This window comes from Arthrobacter sp. TmtSoilC48 (genome assembly GCF_059739425.1).
This window is the reverse complement of the sequence record NZ_AP046049.1, coordinates 2,288,348-2,309,035: the sequence shown is the minus strand read 5'-3', so window position 1 is coordinate 2,309,035 and position 20,688 is coordinate 2,288,348. Positions and strand designations below refer to the sequence as shown.

The window sequence follows — 20,688 nt, the reverse complement described above, 5'->3', positions numbered from 1 at the left end:
CCGCCGTCGTTCGCTTCAGTTGCGTCCTGGACTAAACCAGGCGGGTCAGCCAGCCGTGGGTGTCCTCGACGGTACCGGTCTGGATTCCCAGGAGTTGCCGGCGGATGGCCATGGTGGTTTCGCCTGCCTTGGCGTCCTCGGATCCGATGAATTCCGTGGCGTCCTTGAGGACACCGATCGGGGTGATCACTGCCGCCGTACCGCAAGCGAAGACTTCAGCGATTTCGCCTGAAGCAACTCCCTCGCGCCATTCGTCGAGGGTGATCTTTCGCTCGGAAACCTCGCGGCCCATGTCCTTGGCAACCTGGATTACGGACGAACGGGTGACACCTTCCAGGATGGTCCCGGTCAGTGCGGGGGTAACGAGCGAGCCGTCCTTCATGACGAAGAAGACGTTCATGCCGCCGAGTTCTTCCACGGCGTCGTCGTTGAATTGGTCCAGGAAAAGTACCTGCTTGCAACCGTTCGCTTCGGCTTCCTGCTGCGCGATGAGGGAGGCGGCGTAGTTGCCACCGCACTTGGCTGCACCTGTTCCCCCGCGGCCCGCGCGTGCATATTCACGGGAAATCCAGATGGAAACGGGCTTCAGTTCGCCACCGAAGTAGTTACCGGCGGGAGAGGCAATGACGCGGAAGGATACCTCTCGGGCGGCCCGCACACCGAGGAAGGCCTCGGTGGCGATCATGAAGGGGCGCAAGTACAGAGCTTCACCGTCGCCGGAAGGCACCCATTCCTTATCCGCCTGCACGAGCTCGCGGATAGCACCCAGGAAGTATTCCTCGGGCAGTTCCGGGAGGGCCAGCCGGCGGGCCGATTTGTTCAGCCGCGCGGCGTTCGCTTCGGGGCGGAAGGTCCACACCGAACCGTCAGCATGGCGGTATGCCTTCAGGCCTTCAAAGATCTCCTGGCCGTAGTGCAGGACTGCGGCCGAAGGATCCAGCGAGATTGGTCCGTAGGGCTCGATCCGGGCGTTCTGCCAACCGCCATTTCCATCGGCGTCGACTTTGTAGTCAACGACGGCGGTGTGGTCGGTGAAGTAATCGCCAAAGCCTGGGTTCGCCAGGACGGCTGCACGCTCCTCAGCAGATTTCGGGGTTTCCGAAAGCTGCTGGCTGAATTCGACGCCGTGGGCAGTCTGAGTCATGTTTCCTCCACAGTCAGCTACCTGGTAGCGCGAAACGGGTCCCGGAGGAAGCGGTTCAGCGGTGGACCAAGGAAGCAGGTAAATAATTCAAGACAAGCTTACGCCTGAGAAATGGGCCTAAAGTGCCGCCGCAATGGCATCGCCGATCGCCGCAGTAGAGCGCGGCTCGCCGGTGCGGCTTTCGACGTCGGCGACCACTGCCGCCTCGATCTTGCGGGCCGCCGTGGTGTAGCCAAGGTGGTCCAGGAGGAGCACTGCGGAGAGGATGGCCGCGGTGGGATCGGCTTTCTGCTGTCCGGCGATATCCGGTGCTGAGCCGTGGACGGGTTCGAACATGGACGGTGCTGTGCGGTCCATGTTGATGTTGCCCGATGCCGCCAAGCCGATGCCGCCCGTAACGGCAGCTGCGAGGTCGGTCAGGATGTCGCCGAAAAGGTTGTCAGTGACGATGACATCGAAGCGTGAGGGGTCAGTGACCATGAAGATGGTTGCAGCATCGATGTGAAGGTAGTCGTGCGTGACCTCGGGGAATTCGCTGGCCACTGCTTCAACGGTGCGCTTCCACAAGTGTCCGGCGAAGACCAGGACGTTGTGCTTGTGGACGAGGGTGACGTGCTTGCGCGGACGTTCGCTGGCGCGGCGGAATGCATCCCGCACCACGCGCTCCACGCCATGGGCAGTGTTAAGGGAGACTTCGGTGGCAACTTCGTGCGGAGTTCCGCCGCGCAGCGTTCCACCGTTGCCCACATAGGGACCTTCCGTGCCTTCGCGCACCACAATGAAGTCGATGGTGCCGGGGTTGGCCAGCGGGCTGCCAACCGTTCCGTAGAGGCGTGACGGACGCAGGTTCACGTAGTGGTCCAGGCTGAAGCGGAGCTTGAGCAGCATCTCGCGTTCGATGATGCCCGAAGGAATACGGGTGTCGCCGGGTGCGGCGCCAACAGCACCGAAGAGGATGGCATCGCGGGTACGGAGGTCTGCAAGGACCTCGTCCGGAAGGGTCTCGCCCGTCTCAAGCCAGTGCTGCGCACCGAGCTTGTAGTGGGTCTGCTCAAGGGCAACGCCATCGGCGGCGACAGCCTTTTCCAGGACCTTGATGGCTTCGGCGATGACCTCGGGGCCAATGCCGTCACCGGGGATGACAGCGAGATTGATGGACGATGCACTCATAGGTCTATCTAGCCAAGCAATCCACATGTTGGTCAAAATCGTCTCACTCCTCGAACAGGCCACCAGCACGAATCAGACCAGGGCATGACGCCCGGGCCCAAACCCAGCACATAGAGTCGTATCGTGGATAGAAGGCACGCGATATACGAATGGTTCCGGATCAACCGCTTCAAGGTAGATATGGCGGCAACGTGCCTGCTGGTCCTCTTGTTCGGACCTGTCTATCTCATGGCCGACCGCCCCTTGCTGTTTTTCTTCTCCTGCGGCCTGCTGTTGCCCCTGGCATGGCGAAGGACACGTCCCGTGGTGGCTGCCGCCGTCGTGGTTTTGGTGTGCCTGATCCAGTGGGCCGTAGGCGCGGAACCGGTGGCTGGCCAAATTGCAGTTCCGCTGGTCATCTACGCTACGGCCGCCTACGGGCCGGCATGGGCAAGCCGGACGGTCCTCTTGCTTGGCTTGCTGGGCGGCGTCATGCTCACTACGCGCGAATACTCGAGCCCCGCTGAGTCCGGCATCATGGGCCTTACCATTGGGGCCCTCTACACAGTCCTTATCTGGATGCTGGTGCTGGTCAGTTGGACGCTCGGCGATCTTACCCGCGTTCGACGGCTCCAACTCCAGGCCCTTGAGGACCGGACCCGACGCCTTGAAATCGAACAGCAACAGGAGCGCCAGCTGGCCGCAGCTGATGAACGCTCCCACATCGCCCGGGAAATGCACGACATCGTGGCGCATTCTCTGTCCGTCATCATCACCCAGGCCGATGGTGCCCGGTACGCTGCCGCCGCCAAGCCGGAACTGGCCACCGAAGCGCTGGCCACCATCGCCGCCACGGGCCGGGACTCCCTCGGTGAGATGCGAAGGCTGCTCGGCGTGCTGCGCTCGGATGAGGCAGCACCGACAAGGCCCCAACCGGGGCTTTCCGATCTCGATGAACTTCTGCTGGGTTTCCGCGCAGCAAGGCTGCAGATCTCCTTCGAAGAGCTTGGCATGCCTCGCCGGGCGCTTCCTGCCGGAGCCGAACTCACTGCCTACCGGATCATCCAGGAAGCACTCACCAACATCATGAAGCACGCAGGACCCCACGCCGGAGCGAGCGTGACGCTCACGTGGCAGAGTCGCGGTCTAGAGCTGAACATCGTCGACGACGGTCGGGGCGCCGCAGCTGATCCGCCCGCCGCAGGTGGGGGAAACGGGCTGCGGGGCATGAACGAGCGCATCTCCCTCTACGATGGTTCCTTGACCGCAGGCCCCTTGCCAGGCGGCGGTTTCCGTGTGTCCGCTTTCATTCCCTATTCGGAGGCCTAAGCCATGCCTGCACTCGCCGCACCCATCCGGGTGGCGCTCGTCGATGACCAACAGTTGGTCCGCTCGGGGTTCGGCATGCTGATTAATTCCCAACCCGATCTTCAGGTGGTGGCAGAGGCAGGCAACGGAATCGAGGCAATCCAGGCTCTTAACGCAGTCACAGCAGATGTCGTCCTCATGGATGTCCGCATGCCAGGTATGGACGGCATCGAAGCCACGAGACGCATTTTGGAACAGGCGGCCACCCAGCCCTCGGGCTCCCAGCGGGCGGAGGTCAAAATCGTGGTCCTCACCACCTTCGACCTCGACGAATATGCCCTGGCTGCAATCCAGGCCGGCGCCAGCGGGTTCCTGCTCAAGGACGCTCCGCCAGAGGAACTGCTGGAGGCCATCCGAACGGTCTACCGTGGCGACGCCGTCATCGCCCCATCCACCACTCGGAGATTGCTGGAGCATGTGGCTCCCCTGCTCAGAAAGCAGACGCCGGAACAAAGCGGACACGCCGCCGCGGTCGAACGCCTCACTGCCCGTGAACGCGAGGTTTTCCAGCTGATCGCCCAGGGGCAGTCGAATCCGGAGATCGCCGCAGGACTGTTCCTTTCCGAGGCAACCGTGAAGACCCACGTGGGCCATATCCTGGCCAAGCTGGGAGCGCGGGACCGTGTGCAGGTGGTGGTCATCGCCTACGAGACAGGCGTGGTCGCCCCAGGAAGCTAGCTCCGCCCCACCACGTGATCACCTGCCTCAGACCACGGTATGAGCTGGACTTGCCCGGAATGGGTCCGTGGCCGGATCCAGCGGCGCATCCCCGGCACATACCGTGAAAATATGACAACTTTCACGCCTCTCCCCCACCCAGCAGGTAACGGTCGCCCCGCTGAAGCCGATGCAGCCAGGCCACGCACGGCCGTTGAAGCTTTCGCGCTGACAAAGGCCTATGGACGCGGCGATACCCGTGTCATGGCCCTGAACGAGGTATCGGTGGGCTTCGACGCAGGCAAATTCACGGCAATCATGGGACCTTCAGGATCGGGCAAATCCACGCTCATGCATTGCCTCGCCGGCCTTGATACGGCGGACTCCGGACGGATCGTCCTGGGCGGCACGGAGCTCACCGGGCTCAACGACCGCCAACTCACCACCCTTCGACGCGAGCGCATTGGCTTCGTGTTCCAGGCCTTCAATCTGGTGCCCACACTGACAGCGGAGCAGAACATCACGCTGCCGCTCGCTTTAGCGGGAACAACCGCCGACGCCGGGTGGCTGGATACCGTAGTCAACACCCTCGGGTTTTAGGACCGGTTGAAGCACAGACCCCACGAGTTGTCAGGCGGACAGCAGCAGCGTGTCGCCGTAGCCCGAGCCCTACTGACGCGTCCCGACGTCGTGTTTGGTGACGAGCCCACCGGCAACTTGGACTCCAAAGCCGGCGGCGAAGTGCTTGCGCTCCTGCGTCGCAGCAGCCAGGAGATGGGGCAGACCATCATCATGGTGACCCATGACCCCGTCGCCGCAAGCTTTGCCGACCGCGTGGTGCTGATGAGCGACGGCGGTCTGGTGGGCGAGATCCAGAAGCCCACAGCCGAATCAGTTTTGACGGCTCTCGGCAAGCTGGGGGCTTAAGGCATGCTGCGCGTAGCTCTCTCCCAATTGACGACGCACTTCAGACGATTCGTCGCAATCGGGCTCGCCGTGATGCTGTCCGTTGCGTTCCTCTCCGCCACGCTGATGGTGGGCGCGAGCACCAATGCTTCGCTTGGCGCGAGTATCGGCGAGGCCTACCGTAACGCGGATCTTATTGCTACATCCAAGAACGGCGAGGCCTTCAGCCAGGCAGCGGTGGATGCCGCGAGGTCCGCGCCCGCAGTCAAGGACCACTACGCCGAACGCTCCACTTACGTGACGTTCGTGGCCGGTGGCGGTGAGCAGGTAGGACGGCTCCGAAATACGGAGCCCTCACCCTTGGAGGGCGCGACCTTGTCCTCAGGTTCCATGCCGTCGCAACCCTTCGAAGCCGTGATCGACGTCAAGACAGCAGAGCATCTCGGGCTCACGGTTGGAAGTACGCTCGAGCTGCACGGTGGAGGATCCGTCAAGACTGCCAAGGTGACAGTTACCGGCCTGATTCAAGCTACGAACGATCCGTTCTCGTCCTCGGCGGCCCAGCTTGTCGCTTCGGAGTCTGTCCTGGACGCGGTGCAGGATGCCGGAGCAGGATATTCGGGACTGCAGTTCGTCCTGCAACCCGACGAAGACGTCCCCGCAGCGAAGGAGTACATCGCGCACCGCATGGAAGCCGCAGGTGCCGACGCGCCTGTCCTGGAAACGGCCCAGGAGAAGGTCACCTCCACGGTCGCCATGCTCAGCGCTGGTCAGGACCAACTGACCATCGTCCTGCTCGCCTTCGCAGGTGTCGCTATCCTCGTCTCCACTCTAGTGGTGGCCAATACCTTCTCCGTGCTGGTGGCACAGCGGACCCGCGAATTGGCGTTGCTACGTTGCCTGGGTGCAGGCCGCTCGCAGATCCGCGGCTCCGTCATGCTGGAGGCCCTCGTGGTTGGCTTCGTCTCATCGATTCTGGGTGTCCTGGCTGCGATGGGCCTGATGACCGGGCTGGTCGCCTGGGCCAAGTCACAACCAGAGCAAGCGTTCGCGACTCTGGCCATACCGCCGTCGGCAATCATCGCCGGGCTGGTCGCCGGAACCCTGCTGACCGTCGTCGCGGCCCTCGTCCCCGCCAGGGCGGCTACATCGGTCGCTCCACTGGCTGCGCTGAGGCCCGCCGACGACGCGACTGTTGGCAACCGTCGAGGAAAAGTGCGGCTGGCGCTGGGCCTGATTGCCCTGATCGGCGGCGTATCACTGTTGATTTTCGGCAGCACCACGGTCTCATTGCTGGTTGCTTTGCTTGGCGGCGCGGTTTCCTTCGTCGGGATTCTGCTCTGCTCCTCATTGTTCGTTCCCACAGTGGTGGCCCTCGCCGGCCGTTTGGCCGCCCCCGCAGGGGTGCCCGGCAAGCTCGCCGCCGTCAACGCGACGCGCAACCCGGCACGGACCTCGGCGACTGCCGCTGCCTTGCTGATCGGCGTAACGCTGGTTTCGCTGATGATGACCGGGGCCGCAACGTCACGGCAAGCGTTCAATGCAACGCTGGCCGAGAACTACCCTGTGGATCTCGCTGCCATGACCGCGGTAGACAGTTCAGCCGATCCAGCAGAAGCCATCTCGCGTATCAAGACACTCGACGGGGTCAGCAATGCGGTCCTCCTACCGGCCGTTGGGACCCTCGCCGAGTCCACGCCCGACGGAGGGAGGACCGTCTATTCGCTCTCGTCGGGCGATGCTGCCTCCATCCTCCGCGACAACAACCTGAAGCCGGGCCCAGGCACGGTCTACCTGCCCGAGGACTCCGCTGGAGGTCGCGCGACCATCACGACGGCGGCCGGCACAGCGTCTCTCGACGCGAAAGTCCTGCGGACCCGCCACGTCCCGGCCTTCGTGGAAAGCTCGAGCATCACAGCGGGTGCCCTCCCGGAAACGCCCGGCATGGTGTGGGTGAAGCTCGCCGACTCTGTGTCCAGCGAACAGGTTCAGGCCATTCAGAAGGAGATTGCCTCCGCCCTCGGCGTGCACGAGCGCACTGTTAGCGGCGCCGCCATCGAGCGCGTGACCTTCAACAGCATCATCGATGTCCTGTTGCTGGTGGTCACCGGCTTGCTGGGAGTGGCAGTGGTGATTGCCCTCATCGGCGTGGCGAACACGTTGTCGCTGTCCGTCCTTGAACGAACGCGGGAGAACTCCTTGCTGAGGGCACTGGGCCTGACGAAGGGCCAACTCCGGGGAATGCTCGCGATCGAGGCCGTCCTCATAGCTGGCGTGGCCGCAGTCCTCGGTGCGGGCATCGGCGTCGTCTACGGTTGGCTGGGCGCCCAGGCCGCCCTTGGCGGTGTGGCTGATGTTGTTCCGGCGGTTCCGTGGCTGCAACTGCTGGCCGTGTTCGGCGTCGCTGTGGTGGCTGGTTTGCTGGCCTCCGTGATTCCCGCCCATCGGGCAGCACGACTGTCGCCTGTGGAGGGTCTGGCCACGGCCTAATTCTTCTCTCACAACATCACGCGATACGAGAATTGCTCTCTCACTTCCCTCACCCGAGTGGGAGGAAGTGAGAGAGCAATTCTCGTTAATGGCTGTTATGTGAGAGAACGTTATGCCTCGGCTGGTTCCTCGTAGCGGGGGAAGATCGGCGTCGGAGCGGGAAGTTCAGTTCCCGCGACGATCGGCGTTGCGATGGCAGCAAACTGCCTGGCTTCGCCTTCGGGCTGTCCGAGCACCTCAAGAAGCTTCGCGGACGAGGAAGGCATCACCGGCTGGGCGAGGATCGCCACGATGCGGACAACTTCCAGGGTGACGTAAAGTACGGTATTCATCCGCTCGACGTCGGTCTTCCGCAGCACCCACGGGGCCTGCTCGGCGAAGTAGGCGTTGGTGTCGCCAAGCACTGTCCAGATAGCCTCCAGGGCCCGGCTGAACTCCTGCTTGTCAAAGGCGCCCCGGGCGGTAGCCAGCAATTCTCCGGCCTTGGCAAGCAAGGCATTGTCCTCAGCCGTGAACTCTCCGGGGACAGGAACCTTGCCCTCACAGTTCTTCGCGACCATGGACAACGAACGCTGGGCAAGATTGCCGAAGTTGTTGGCCAGGTCCGAATTCATGCGGCCCACGATAGCCTCGTGGTTGTAGCTGCCATCGGCACCAAACGGGACTTCCCGGAGGAAGAAGAAGCGGCACTGGTCCAGCCCGTACTGCGCCACGAAGTCCTGGGGGGCGACGACATTGCCCAGCGACTTGGACATCTTCACGCCGTTGTTGGTCAGGAAGCCGTGGATCATGACCCGCTTGGGCAATGCCAGGCCTGCGCTCATGAGGAAGGCCGGCCAGTAGATCGCATGGAAACGGGAAATGTCCTTGCCGATGACGTGGACATCGGCCGGCCAGAACTTCCTGAAGGACTCGGACTCCACGTCCGGGTATCCGGCACCGGTCAGGTAATTGGTCAAGGCATCCACCCAGACGTACATGACGTGCTTCTCATCGCCCGGAACAGGGACACCCCAGTCAAAGGTGGTGCGGCTGATGGAGAGATCCTCAAGCCCACGCTTCACAAAACTGATGACCTCGTTGAACCGGGACTGCGGCGCACCAAACTCAGGCTGGGCCTCATAGAGGGCCAGGAGTTTCTCCTGGTAAGCGGACAAGCGGAAGAAGTAGCTCTCCTCGGCAGTCCAGGTGACGAGGGTGTCCGTCTCCTTCGAGTACCGGAGGCCGTCTTCCTTCACAACGGTGTCGTCCTCGACGTAGTACGCTTCGTCGCGGACCGAGTACCAGCCCTCGTACTTGGACAAGTAGATGTCACCGTTCGCTTCCATCTTCTTCCAGATGGCTTGCGACGCCGTGTAATGGTCCGGGTCCGTGGTGCGGATGAAACGGTCATGGGAGATTCCCAGGTCCTGGCTCATCTGCTTGAACGCCGCCGAGTTGCGATCCGCGAGCTGCTTGGCAGTAATGCCTTCCTTCTCGGCCGACTGCTGCATCTTGAGCCCGTGCTCGTCCGTGCCGGTCATGAAGAACACCTCATGGCCGTCGAGGCGCTTGAACCGCGCCATGGCATCAGTCGCGATGACCTCGTAGGCGTGTCCGATATGAGGCACGCCATTGGGGTAGCTGATGGCCGTGGTGATGTAGAACGGGGATTTCTCTGCAGACGTCACTCTAAGAAGTTACCTTTTTTTCGGATGGAATGACTGAACCGGCCGCAAATGACGGCCGGTCCGGTCTGTGCCGGATATCCCGGCGAAGGAGCAGTCTTGCGGACTAGTTCAGTTCGGTCAGCGTATCGCTGAGCCGGACCAGTTCGTGGTCGTGTGAAGCCACGAGCACAGCGATGCCATCGTTGGTTGTGTCCTTCAGGATGCCGATGATGCGGTTGGCTGCAGCACGGTCCAAGCTGGCGGTGGGCTCATCCACCACCAGTACGCGGGTTCCCAGGATCAGGGCCCTCGCGATTGCCACACGCTGGCGCTCACCGCCGGACAGTTGGGCGGGACGGTGCCGCATGCGGCGTCCGAGGCCCACCAGGTCCAGGAGGTCCTTGGCCATCTCCGTGCGCTGTTCCACTTCTCCATCAGGCACGGCGGGCAGCAGCACGTTCTCGAGGGCACTCATGCCGTCGATCAAGGCGCCGCCCTGATCGACGTAGCCAATCAAGGCACGGCGCCTGTCGGCGATCTCGTCGTCGCCCATTGACGCCAGGGACTGGCCTTCCCAAAACACGGTGCCCGACGTCGGCAGGGTCAGTCCGGCGCTGACGGTCAGGATACTGGTCTTGCCCGAGCCGCTTCGGCCGGCGATGCAGTGCATCTCGCCTGCGTGCAGGGTCAGGTTGAAGTCATCCACGACGTCGACTTCCTCGGCGCCGCCCTTGTCTCCGCCGTAGTGGATGGTGACGCGGCTAAGCTCCAAGGGTGTCGCGTGGTCGGACGCCCGGACAATGGTGTTGGCGCGGGTCTGCAGCGACTCGTCCGTGGATTCCGGGGTCGCCGTCAGCTCGGGGTTGAGGTTGTCAGTCATTTGACTACTTTCGTTGCAATCGGAATCCAGCAAATTACGGCCAGCAGTCCGGCCAGCCCGGCCCAGAGTGCTGCGTACGGAGCAAGGAGCAGCCCCAGTCCAAGGGCACCAAGGACGCCCAAGGGAAGCGCCACGGTGCCGACAAGTGCATTTTCAAAGAAGCGGACCTGGCCCAGCATGTCCGGGTTCCAGCCCATGGCACGCAAAGTGCCCAGATACTCGCGCTTGGCGTGGAGCTCGAACCGCCCGGTCACGAGTGTGAGCAGCAGACCCACAACCACACCAAACACTGCGAGGATCACGCTTGGCAAAGCAATGCTCGCGGCCGCCAGCCCACTCAAAGCACTGGCACCTGCTGCCCGGGGGATGTCGATCAACAGTGCGATCAAGGCCCCCACTGCGGCACCGAAAACGCCCACAGCCACGGCCAGCGAGACAGAATTGAACCGGTTGGTGGTGAGCTGCCTGTTGGCGAACGTCAGGGGCGAATCAACAGTGACGAGGCGTTCATCATGCTGGGGTTCCTGGTCTACCACCACGCGGTGGCGCAACTGCTGGGCAGCCAGCAAGGCAGCGCCACTGTAGATGATGAGCATGGTCACCGAGACAATCACAGTGGCAAGGTTCCAACTGAGCAGGCTCAAAATGATCCCCGCGGCGGCCAGGGCAGCCGCGCCCACGGCAAACTCTTCCAGCACCCAGGACCTGACGCGCTTCTGCGTCCAACCCATTGCCCTCAGGATGCCTGCTTCGCTCCGGCGCTGCCGGATGTAGCTGACGGTCGAGGCACCAGTCAGCAGCGTGGCGCCAAGAAGTGTCAGGAAGAGAAGGGTGATGTTTGTGCCTGTCAGCGAACCCGAAACGGCGTCAGCCGCATCCTGTCGAACCCACGACTGCTGGACTGTGCCCAGCGGAGATTCCTTGCCGGCGTCGTCCTTGCTGTATCCGGGGACGAAGATATTGGCGTCTTCGCGGGCGGAACCTGCCACCACGGTCGCTTCCAGGCCCAGTTCACGGATCTGGGCGGCCAGCTTTTCGACCTCCGGCTGCGCCTGCTTCCACGTTCCAGTGGCGTTGGCGCGGACACGGATGGCGTCGATGACGTCGGCGTTGGTGTCATAGCCACGGGCTGCGGCCAGGCCGTAATAGTCAGTGATGGCGCCGGCCGACTGGCTGACCAGACCTGTGGCGCTCAGTGATGGCTTCAGGACAGTGTCATCGGCGTCTTTGCCCTCGGCATCCTTGCTCAGTGTCATCGGAGCTGGGTCATAGCCGCCCAATGGGAGCTTGTTAACGTCACCGGCTGCGGCCTGAACGTCTGCCGGGTTAAACGTGCCGTACACCATCGGCATGGGAGTGGCGGGCTTTTTTCCGGTTTCCAGGTCTTCCCTGTAGGAGCGCTCGTCCACAGGCTTGCGCTGGGTCTGGTCTACGGCTGCGCCAAAGGACGACTTTTCCGGGAGGCGGTTGACTGTCACCCAGTCCCCCGGCGTTGCTGTCTTGTCCGAAGCACCATTGGAGGCTTCGTCGCCCTCCTTGTACTTCGGGGCTGCAGCGAAAGCAGTACTCCAGGTGGCCGGGTTGTAAAGCCCTTGGCTGAAGGAGGCAGTACTGCCCAGGAGCTGGCTGTGGTCAGTTGAACCCGGCCATTCAAGGGCAAACGGGGCTTTGGAAACGAACGGCAGGTAGTCCTTGTCCAGGGACCGCGTTACAGTGCCGACTTCGTTGACCACTTTGCCGTTGTTGTCGATTTCCTCGATCTTGACCGAGTACTTCAGGTCCAGGGACGTCCCCGAGCGAACAATCAGCGGAATGGCCTGGGAATCGTCGGTCAGGAGTCCGTCGCGCTTTGCCTGCTGGTACTGCGTCATCAGGGGAGCCCAGTACTTCAGCTTCACACCAAGGAAATCAGGTCCTTCTTCAAGCTGGTCCATGCTGAGGCCGCTGGTGAAGAGACTTTCGAAATGGCGGCCAATAGCGCCTGCATTGCGCGCGTCCGCTGGCGGAGCCTTTTCCAAGGGTGCAAGGAAATCACCTGCGGAGCCCAACAACGCCCTCTCGGAGGCAGGGTCGACGGCGACGACGGACTCAGTCACCTCCGGCGCCAATGGAAGTGCCACCGAAAGATTGAAGAGGTTGTGCTCCGAGCCGAGTGCCGGAGCGGGGAACTTAATTCCGGTCTCGCCGTCCGGACCTGCGATCCGGACATTCGAACCACCGGCAGCCTGTTCCTGGATCAGACGGCCCTTGCCCAGGGTCCCTTCGGCGCTCGTCTTGAAAAGGGTTTGCTGGTTGACGCCATCGGAGCTGGTGGCGGAGGCCGTCAGCCGGTACTTCTTGGGCGTGTCGGACAAAACGGATTCAGCTGCTGGCCACTTGCTGGAATCCATGGCCGAGGGGTCCCCTGCAGTTATGCCACCGGCAAGGCCGGCGTTGTACCCAAGGTAGTCCATGGCATTGAGGCGCGGAGCCTCGAGGTTCTGCGAAACCCGCGAAACGAGGCTGATGGGAGCAGCGACAGCCGTCTGGCCCATGGTGCGGATTTTCTCGAGCTGCTCAAAGCTGATGCCGCCCTGCCCATTGGCGATTTCCGGCTGGATCAGTGCACCGCCGTCCCCGTCCTGTGAGGGGTCCGGCTTTGCCTGGACCAGGATGTCGTAGAGTCCCCGCGAGTTCTCATCCACAGTCCTGTTCAGAGCGGCCTGTGACTGGCTCTGGACTAGGACGGACAAGCACATCGCGACGATCAAAATGGCCGCGGTCAGCAGCAGCACACGGCTTCTGATGAACCTTTGGACGGCGTTCATTGGGCTCCCTGAGACCTTGATTGCGGGCGCGCACACATGCTCCGTGAATCTTTGAAAAACACAAAGGAATCCCGGGCTCTATGTGCAAAAAGTAGTGGCCGGCCTGCTGCCGGGTCCGAATCCCGGACCAAGCCATTGTAAGCAGACCGGCCACCGTTGCGTGTCAGTGGTGTGTCCCCGGCACGCGAAGTTGGCTGATGAGGAGCAGTCCTAGTCCTCCAGGTCCACCTCGCGGACCATATCGGCGCCGATGCCCGCCTTGATGGCTTCCAGGACCTGCTGCGGAACAGAACTGTCGATGGTCAGGAGCGCAAGCACCTGGCCTCCCTCGGTCTGGCGTGCAACCTGCATGCCGCCGATGTTGATGTTGTTCATGCCCAGGATGTGGCCGATGGTGCCAATGACACCGGGACGGTCCGCGTAGGCCACCACCACCAAGTGCTCACTGATGGGGATTTCGACGTCGTAGCCGTTGACGCCAACGAGCTTCTCAACTTGCTTGGGTCCCGTCAGCGTACCGGCAACGGAGATCTGGGAACCGTCGCTGAGCGCACCGCGGATCGTGAGGACGTTGCGGTAGTCCTCGGCGTCCGGGGTGGTGATCAGACGGGTATTGATTCCGCGCTGCTCTGCGATGACGGGGGCGTTGACGTAGGAGACCTGCTCCGTGACGACATCGGCGAAGACGCCCTTCAGGGCAGCCAGCTCAAGCACCTTGACGTCCAGCGCGGCAATCTCGCCGGCAACCTCGACGTCGATCTGGGTCAGCGACGCATGGGTCAGCGCCGTGAAGATCCGGCCGAGCTTTTCGATCAGCGGGATACCCGGACGGATGTCCGGAGCGATCACACCACCTGCGACGTTCACGGCATCGGGCACGAGCTCGCCGGCGAGGGCAAGGCGTACGGACTTGGCCACCGAGACGCCCGCCTTTTCCTGGGCTTCGTCAGTGGATGCGCCGAGGTGCGGGGTAACGACCACGTTGTCCAGTTCGAAGAAAGGCAGATCCGTGCTGGGTTCCTTGACGAAGACATCCACGCCGGCACCGGCAATCTGGCCTTCCTTCAGCGCGATGTAGAGTGCTTCCTCATCCACCAGGCCGCCACGGGCCACGTTGATGACGTAGGCCGTTTCCTTCATCTTGCGGAAGGCGTCGGCGCCGAGCATGCCCACCGTCTCGGGCGTCTTGGGCATGTGGATGGTGATGAAGTCGGAGTTTTCCAGGAGTTCATCAAGGGTGACCAGCTTGACCCCGAGCTGTGCGGCGCGAGCGGCGGTGATGTAGGGGTCGTACGCCAGGATCTCGGTTTCGAATCCCTGAAGGCGGGCTGCGACAAGGGCGCCGATACGGCCCAGGCCGATGATGCCGATCTTCTTCTCGAAGAGTTCGATGCCCGTGTACTTGGAACGCTTCCACTCACCGTTCTTCAGCGCGGAGCTCGCCTGGGGAATGTGACGGGCAAGGCTCAGGATGTGGCCGACCGTCAACTCGGCTGCTGAAACGATGTTGGACGTCGGTGCGTTGACGACCATGACACCGGCCTGCGTTGCGGACTTGATGTCCACGTTGTCCAGTCCCACGCCGGCCCGGGCGATGACCTTAAGGTTCTTCGCCGCGGCAATGGCTTCGGCATCAACCTGGGTAGCCGAGCGAACCAGGATTGCGTCGACGTCGGCGATGGCGGACAGCAGCTGGGAACGGTCGGCGCCGTCGGTTTGGCGGATTTCAAAGTCCGGACCCAATGCCTCGACGGTGGCGGGTGAAAGTTCCTCAGCGAGGAGGACGACGGGTTTGGTGGCTGACACGGGGTGGCACCTTACTTTGGACAACTTTGGGACAGTACTGGACAAGGAGCGGATGCGCCGGGCCCGGACACGACGCCGGGACCAGCCCAGAATATCGAACCTGGACAGGGATTCCGGTGCCGGTGAACGATGTTACGGCCCGGTTGAGGTTGTTGTGAAGAAATTCACAGGACGCTGTGTTGGGAGGAGCGGCTGCGAAACAGCGACGCCCGCCCGGCTTTGTTCGCCGGACGGGCGTCGCTTCCAGCGCCCAGGGCACTGGGCAAAGGATCAGCGGGCTGCGGAGCCTTCGACGTAGTCCTGGTCCTGCTGCTGCCAGGAGAACAGGGAACGCAGTTCGCGGCCAACCTCTTCGATCGGGTGCTGCTCTGCCTTGGCACGCAGTTCCTTGAACTCGACGGCACCGTTGTCCTGGTCCTCGATGAAGCGCTTGGCGAAGGCGCCGCTCTGGATGTCCGCAAGGACAGCCTTCATGTTTTCCTTCACCTCGGGAGTGATCACGCGGGGGCCGGACACGTAGTCGCCGTACTCTGCGGTATCGGAGACGCTCCAGCGCTGCTTGGCGATGCCACCTTCCCACATGAGGTCAACGATGAGCTTGAGCTCGTGAAGGACCTCGAAGTAGGCGATCTGCGGCTGGTAGCCGGCTTCGGTGAGGGTTTCGAAGCCGTACTGGACCAGCTGGGAAACGCCGCCACAAAGGACGGACTGCTCGCCGAAGAGGTCGGTTTCGGTCTCTTCGGTGAAGGTGGTCTTGATGACGCCGGCGCGGGTGCCACCGATGGCCTTGGCGTAGGACTTGGCCAGCTCCCAAGCGGAACCGGATGCGTCCTGCTCAACAGCGATGATGTCCGGGATGCCACGGCCGGCTTCGAACTCGCGGCGCACGGTGTGACCCGGAGCCTTCGGAGCGATCAGGATGACGTCAACGCCTGCAGGGGGCTCGATGTAGCCGAAGCGGATGTTGAAGCCGTGGGCGAAGGCGAGTGCCTTGCCTTCGGTCAGCTTGTCCTTGATGGAGTCGTTGTAGATCGAGCGCTGGTGCTGGTCCGGCGCGAGGATCATGATGACGTCTGCCCATTCAGCGGCGTCGGCAACGTTCTTGACAGTGAAGCCGGCGTCTTCTGCCTTGGCGGTCGACTTCGACCCTTCCTTCAGCGCGATAACAACCTCGACGCCGGAATCGCGCAGGTTCAGTGCGTGCGCGTGGCCCTGGGAACCGTAGCCGACGATGGCAACCTTGCGGCCCTGGATGATCGACAGGTCTGCGTCGTCGTCGTAGAACATTTCAGTCACTTGCGTAACTCCTCTTGAGTGGTTTCTGGATATTAATGTGGTGCTGCGGTACTGGACGCAACGCTCGGCATGGCATGCTAACGCGGCCTATGCCTGTTTCCTACGCGGAGCGGAGCGCCCTGTCACTCATGGAGCGGGATCCCCGTCCAACGGCCAGGGTGCCGGACTGCACGATTTCACGGATGCCGAACGGCTCGAGCACTGAGAGCAGTGCAGCGAGCTTCTCGGGGGTACCGGTTGCCTCGATCACCAACGAGTCTGTAGACACGTCGACGACGGCGGCACGGAACAGGTCTGCAGCTTGGGTTACCTGCAGGCGTGTCGCGGCATCCGCACGTACCTTGACCAGGATGTGGTCGCGTTGTACGGAAGATTCGGAAGTCAGCTCAACGATCTTAATCACGTTGATCAACTTGTTGAGCTGCTTGGTGACCTGCTCGATGAGGTCGCCGTCGGCATCGACGACGACCGTCATGCGGGACATGCCGGGAACCTCGGTGGGTCCCACAGCCAGTGAATTGATGTTGAACGCGCGCCGGGCGAAGAGGCTGGCTACGCGGGTCAGCACGCCGGGCTTGTCTTCGACCAGAACGGACAGTGTGTGGCGGCTCATGCCTAGTCCTCCTCTTCCCATTCCGGGGTCATATTGCGGGCAACCTGGATCTGGTCATTGCTGACACCTGCCGGCACCATCGGCCAGACCATCGAGTTGGGGCTGACGACAAAGTCGATCACGACCGGGCGGTCGTTGATTTCAAGTGCCTTCTGGATGGTGGCATCGATGTCTTCGTCCCGCTCACAACGCAGTGCGGCACAACCATAGGCGTCCGCCAGCTTGACGAAGTCCGGAATGCGGACGGTGTCGTGGCCGGTGTTCAGATCCGTGTTCGAGTAACGGCCTTCGTAGAACAGTGTCTGCCATTGGCGGACCATGCCCAGCGAGGAGTTGTTGATAATGGCGACCTTGATCGGGATGTTGTTGATGGCGCAGGTGGCCAGTTCCTGATTGGTCATCTGGAAGCAGCCGTCGCCGTCAATGGCCCAGACCACGCGGTCCGGCTCACCAACCTTGGCACCCATGGCTGCCGGAACCGAGTATCCCATGGTTCCGGCTCCACCGGAGTTCAGCCAGGCGTGGGGGCGCTCGTACTTGATGAACTGCGCAGCCCACATCTGGTGCTGGCCGACGCCGGCCACGTAGATACCCTCCGGACCTGTGAGCTCGCCGATGCGCTTGATCACGCGCTGCGGTGCCGTCAGTCCGTCCTCGGGTTCAGTCCAGCCCAGGGGGTAGGTGTCGCGCAGGTTGCCCAGGAACGCCCACCATGCATCCAGGTCCGGTGCACCGCTTTGCTCGAACTGCGTCTTCACGGCCTCGGTCAGTTCCGGAATGATCTCCTTCACCGAACCGACAATCGGGACATCGGCCGTCCGGTTCTTGGAGATTTCCGCGGGATCGATATCCGCGTGGATCACCTTGGCGAAGGGAGCGAACGTCTTCAGCACACCTGTAACGCGGTCATCGAACCGGGCACCGAGTGTAATGAGGAGGTCTGCCTGCTGGAGGGCGGTGACGGCAGATACGGAGCCATGCATGCCCGGCATTCCAACATGGAGTGGATGCGAGTCAGGGAAGGCGCCGCGGGCCATCAGCGTGGTGACTACCGGCGCTCCGGTTGCCAGCGCCAGCTCCATGAGTTCTGCAGAGGCGTGTCCCTTGACCACACCGCCACCCACGTAGAGAACAGGCTTACTGGAGGCAGCGATCAGCTTGGCAGCTTCGCGTACTTGCTTGCTGTGGCCGCGGACCACAGGGCGATAGCCCGGCAAGTCAACTTTCGGCGGCCAGGAGAAAGTCATCTGGCCTACCTGGGCGTCCTTGGCAATGTCAACCAGGACCGGTCCCGGGCGGCCCGTGGACGCGAGGTGGAAAGCTTCTGCCATGACATGCGGAATGTCGTTGGGGTCAGTCACCAGAAACGAGTGCTTGGTGATGGGCATGGTGATACCCACGATGTCCGCTTCCTGGAAGGCATCGGTGCCGATGACTCCGCTGGAAACCTGGCCGGTGATGGCCACCATCGGCACGGAATCCATGTGGGCGTCCATGATGGCGGTAACGAGGTTTGTGGCACCGGGTCCCGAGGTGGCGATGCAAACGCCAACCCGTCCGGTAACCATGGCGTAGCCTTGCGCGGCGTGGCCTGCTCCCTGTTCGTGACGGACCAGGATGTGATTCATGCTGGAGGCCATCAAGGGGTCGTAGGTGGGCAGGATCGCGCCACCGGGCAAACCGAAAATATCGTCCACGCCGAGTTCTTCGAGCGAACGGACAATTGCTTGCGAGCCGGTCATCACCGTTGGGGGTACAACGTTGTTCGGCCCAAGTACAGGAGAGAGAGGTGCAGCAGTGTCGACGACGACGGCCTCAGCCGTACGGTCGACCTTATCCGGAGCCTTTGGGGCTCCAGCGGACTTTGCAGCCATCAGCGAGGGGCTGATCGGCGATCCTTTGCTCATCGGACTCTTCCTTAGTGGATCTTCGATTGATGGGTCTTGCTTCGGGGAATAAAAAAACCCCTCAGCCTTCCGGCTTTTCGAGGGGTTGCGCGTGACAGTTCGTTACCAGTCGGGCTAAGCCACGCGCTTGGTAAGTACGACGACGCCGACGGTAACGAATGAGATCATGCGTTCAGTGTTCCCTCTAAGTGAGATACGTGTCAATTGACCACCATCGTATCTCACCATATGGACGGTGGTGTCCGCCTACCGGACTCCCCCGCCAAAGGCCCGGGAGTCCGGTACAGGCATCAGCCGCAGTAAGCTCCCGTGGACGCGCTGTGGACCAGCTTTGCATACTTGGCCAAAACGCCCTTCGTGAACTTCGCCGGCAGGGGCTCCCAGCCAACCTTGCGGGCTTCAAGCTCCGCCTCGTCCACCAGGAGGTCGAATGAACGTGCCGCGATGTCAACACGAATGCGGTCGCCGTCCTGGACGAAGGCGATGGGACCGCCGTCGACCGCTTCAGGCGCAACGTGGCCAATGCACAAACCGGTGGTACCGCCGGAGAAGCGGCCATCGGTCAACAGCAGCACATCCTTGCCCAGTCCGGCGCCCTTGATGGCGCCGGTGATCGCAAGCATTTCGCGCATGCCCGGACCACCCTTGGGGCCTTCATAGCGGATGACCACGACGTCGCCCTTGTGGATCTCACCGTTGTCCAGTGCGTTAAGGGCCCCTTGCTCGCGCTCGAAAACGCGTGCCGTGCCCTCAAAGACGTCGGCGTCGAAGCCGGCGCTCTTCACCACAGCCCCTTCCGGAGCCATGGTGCCGTGCAGGATGGTGATACCACCGGTCTTGTGGATGGGGTTGTCCAGTGCCCGAAGGATCTTGCCGTCAAGGTCCGGCGGGTTGATCGAGGCGAGGTTCTCGGCGAGCGTCTTGCCCGTAACCGTAAGGCAGTCACCGTGCAGCAGCCCGGCGTCGAGAAGCGCTTTCATGATGACCGGCACGCCGCCGATCTTGTCCACATCAGTCATGACATAGCGACCGAAAGGCTTTAGGTCCCCGAGGTGGGGGATCTTATCGCCGATGCGGTTGAAGTCATCCAGGGTCAGTTCCACTTCGGCTTCGCGGGCAATGGCGAGCAAGTGCAGGACTGCGTTGGTGGATCCGCCGAACGCCATGGTGACCGCGATGGCATTTTCGAACGCCTTCTTGGTCATGATGTCGCGTGCAGTGATTCCCAGGCGAAGCAGGTTCACCACGGCTTCGCCGGACTTGCGTGCAAAGTCATCGCGACGGCGGTCTGCCGATGGCGGGGCGGCCGAACCCGGGAGGGACATGCCCAGCGCCTCGCCAATGCATGCCATCGTATTGGCCGTGTACATACCGCCACAGGCGCCTTCGCCGGGACAAATGGCTTTTTCGATGCGGGTGAGGTCCTCCATGCTCATCTTGCCTGCTGCACAGGCGCCGACAGCCTCGAAGGCATCAATAAGCGTGACTTCCTTCTCCGAGCCGTCCTCGAGCTTGACCCATCCGGGCATGATCGATCCGGCATAGAGGAAGACGGAGGCGAGGTCCAGCCGGGCAGCAGCCATGAGCATGCCGGGAAGGGACTTGTCGCAACCAGCCAGGAGAACCGAGCCATCAATGCGCTCGGCCTGCATCACGGTTTCGACGGAGTCTGCAATGACCTCACGGGAAACGAGCGAGAAGTGCATGCCCTCGTGACCCATGGAAATACCGTCCGAGACGGAGATGGTGCCGAACTGCATAGGGAATCCACCACCGGCGTGGACGCCTTCCTTGGCGCCCTGCGCAAGACGGTTGAGGGAAAGGTTGCAGGGGGTTATTTCATTCCATGAGCTGGCGACACCAATTTGTGGTTTGGCGAAGTCGTCATCCCCCATCCCCACAGCACGGAACATGCCACGTGCGGGTGCGGCGTGAATTCCGTCGGTTACGACCCTGCTGCGGGGCTTGATGTCCGGTTTGGTATCTGTCGCAATTCGGGTGGCGTCGCTCATGGAC

General features: G+C 62.3%; 13 protein-coding genes and 1 pseudogene. 4 read left to right on the top strand and 10 right to left on the bottom strand.

The genetic code is table 11. The features are described 5' to 3' along the window. Window positions 1–31: 31 nt before the first annotated feature. Entirely contained in the window at window positions 32–1,144 is a 1,113-nt protein-coding gene (locus AC6I97_RS10855) for a branched-chain amino acid aminotransferase (protein WP_224164606.1), read from the bottom strand. A gap of 117 nt (window positions 1,145–1,261) precedes the next feature. After that, a complete protein-coding gene (locus AC6I97_RS10850) occupies window positions 1,262–2,314 on the bottom strand; it encodes a 3-isopropylmalate dehydrogenase (RefSeq protein ID WP_224090841.1) in 1,053 nt (350 codons plus the stop codon). 123 nt (window positions 2,315–2,437) lie between these two features. Here AC6I97_RS10850 and AC6I97_RS10845 point away from each other — a divergent pair, with 123 nt between their 5' ends. The 4 genes and pseudogenes from AC6I97_RS10845 to AC6I97_RS10830 all read left to right on the top strand — a co-directional run bounded on the left by AC6I97_RS10845 (window position 2,438) and on the right by AC6I97_RS10830 (window position 7,714). Beyond that, window positions 2,438–3,622 (top strand): sensor histidine kinase, encoded by a 1,185-nt coding sequence (locus AC6I97_RS10845; RefSeq protein WP_497944876.1) that lies wholly within the window; start codon window positions 2,438–2,440, stop codon window positions 3,620–3,622. Window positions 3,623–3,625: 3 nt separating this feature from the next. Beyond that, window positions 3,626–4,339 carry a response regulator gene (locus AC6I97_RS10840; RefSeq protein WP_224090843.1) on the top strand — a complete coding sequence of 238 codons (714 nt, stop codon included), beginning with the start codon at window positions 3,626–3,628 and terminating at the stop codon, window positions 4,337–4,339. A gap of 111 nt (window positions 4,340–4,450) precedes the next feature. Then, a pseudogene (locus tag AC6I97_RS10835) lies at window positions 4,451–5,245 on the top strand (ABC transporter ATP-binding protein). Window positions 5,246–5,248: 3 nt separating this feature from the next. Then, complete coding sequence (locus tag AC6I97_RS10830) at window positions 5,249–7,714, top strand: ABC transporter permease (protein WP_497944875.1); 2,466 nt, start codon at window positions 5,249–5,251, stop codon at window positions 7,712–7,714. A gap of 110 nt (window positions 7,715–7,824) precedes the next feature. Here the strand turns inward: AC6I97_RS10830 and metG are convergent, their stop codons facing one another. From metG to ilvD, 8 genes are all read right to left on the bottom strand, one after another. Then, on the bottom strand, window positions 7,825–9,384 hold the full coding sequence (metG, locus tag AC6I97_RS10825; protein WP_497944874.1) for a methionine--tRNA ligase: 1,560 nt from the start codon (window positions 9,382–9,384) through the stop codon (window positions 7,825–7,827). Between the two features lie 103 nt (window positions 9,385–9,487). Further along, window positions 9,488–10,243 carry an ABC transporter ATP-binding protein gene (locus tag AC6I97_RS10820; RefSeq protein ID WP_224090846.1) on the bottom strand — a complete coding sequence of 252 codons (756 nt, stop codon included), beginning with the start codon at window positions 10,241–10,243 and terminating at the stop codon, window positions 9,488–9,490. Further along, window positions 10,240–13,050: an FtsX-like permease family protein gene (locus tag AC6I97_RS10815; RefSeq protein WP_224090847.1), complete on the bottom strand. Its 2,811-nt coding sequence runs from the start codon at window positions 13,048–13,050 to the stop codon at window positions 10,240–10,242. Before AC6I97_RS10815 ends, AC6I97_RS10820 begins: the two co-directional genes overlap by 4 nt. A gap of 210 nt (window positions 13,051–13,260) precedes the next feature. After that, window positions 13,261–14,856, bottom strand: a complete 1,596-nt coding sequence (gene serA / locus AC6I97_RS10810) for a phosphoglycerate dehydrogenase (protein WP_216923891.1) — start codon at window positions 14,854–14,856, stop codon at window positions 13,261–13,263. A gap of 270 nt (window positions 14,857–15,126) precedes the next feature. Then, window positions 15,127–16,152, bottom strand: coding sequence for a ketol-acid reductoisomerase (gene ilvC, locus AC6I97_RS10805; RefSeq protein WP_263422329.1), 1,026 nt, complete (start codon window positions 16,150–16,152; stop codon window positions 15,127–15,129). Window positions 16,153–16,252: 100 nt separating this feature from the next. Beyond that, window positions 16,253–16,765, bottom strand: coding sequence for an acetolactate synthase small subunit (gene ilvN / locus AC6I97_RS10800; RefSeq protein ID WP_216923893.1), 513 nt, complete (start codon window positions 16,763–16,765; stop codon window positions 16,253–16,255). Between the two features lie 2 nt (window positions 16,766–16,767). Then, window positions 16,768–18,672, bottom strand: coding sequence for an acetolactate synthase large subunit (locus AC6I97_RS10795; protein ID WP_224090848.1), 1,905 nt, complete (start codon window positions 18,670–18,672; stop codon window positions 16,768–16,770). Between the two features lie 290 nt (window positions 18,673–18,962). After that, window positions 18,963–20,684 carry a dihydroxy-acid dehydratase gene (gene ilvD, locus AC6I97_RS10790; protein ID WP_224090849.1) on the bottom strand — a complete coding sequence of 574 codons (1,722 nt, stop codon included), beginning with the start codon at window positions 20,682–20,684 and terminating at the stop codon, window positions 18,963–18,965. Between the last annotated feature and the right edge of the window lie 4 nt (window positions 20,685–20,688).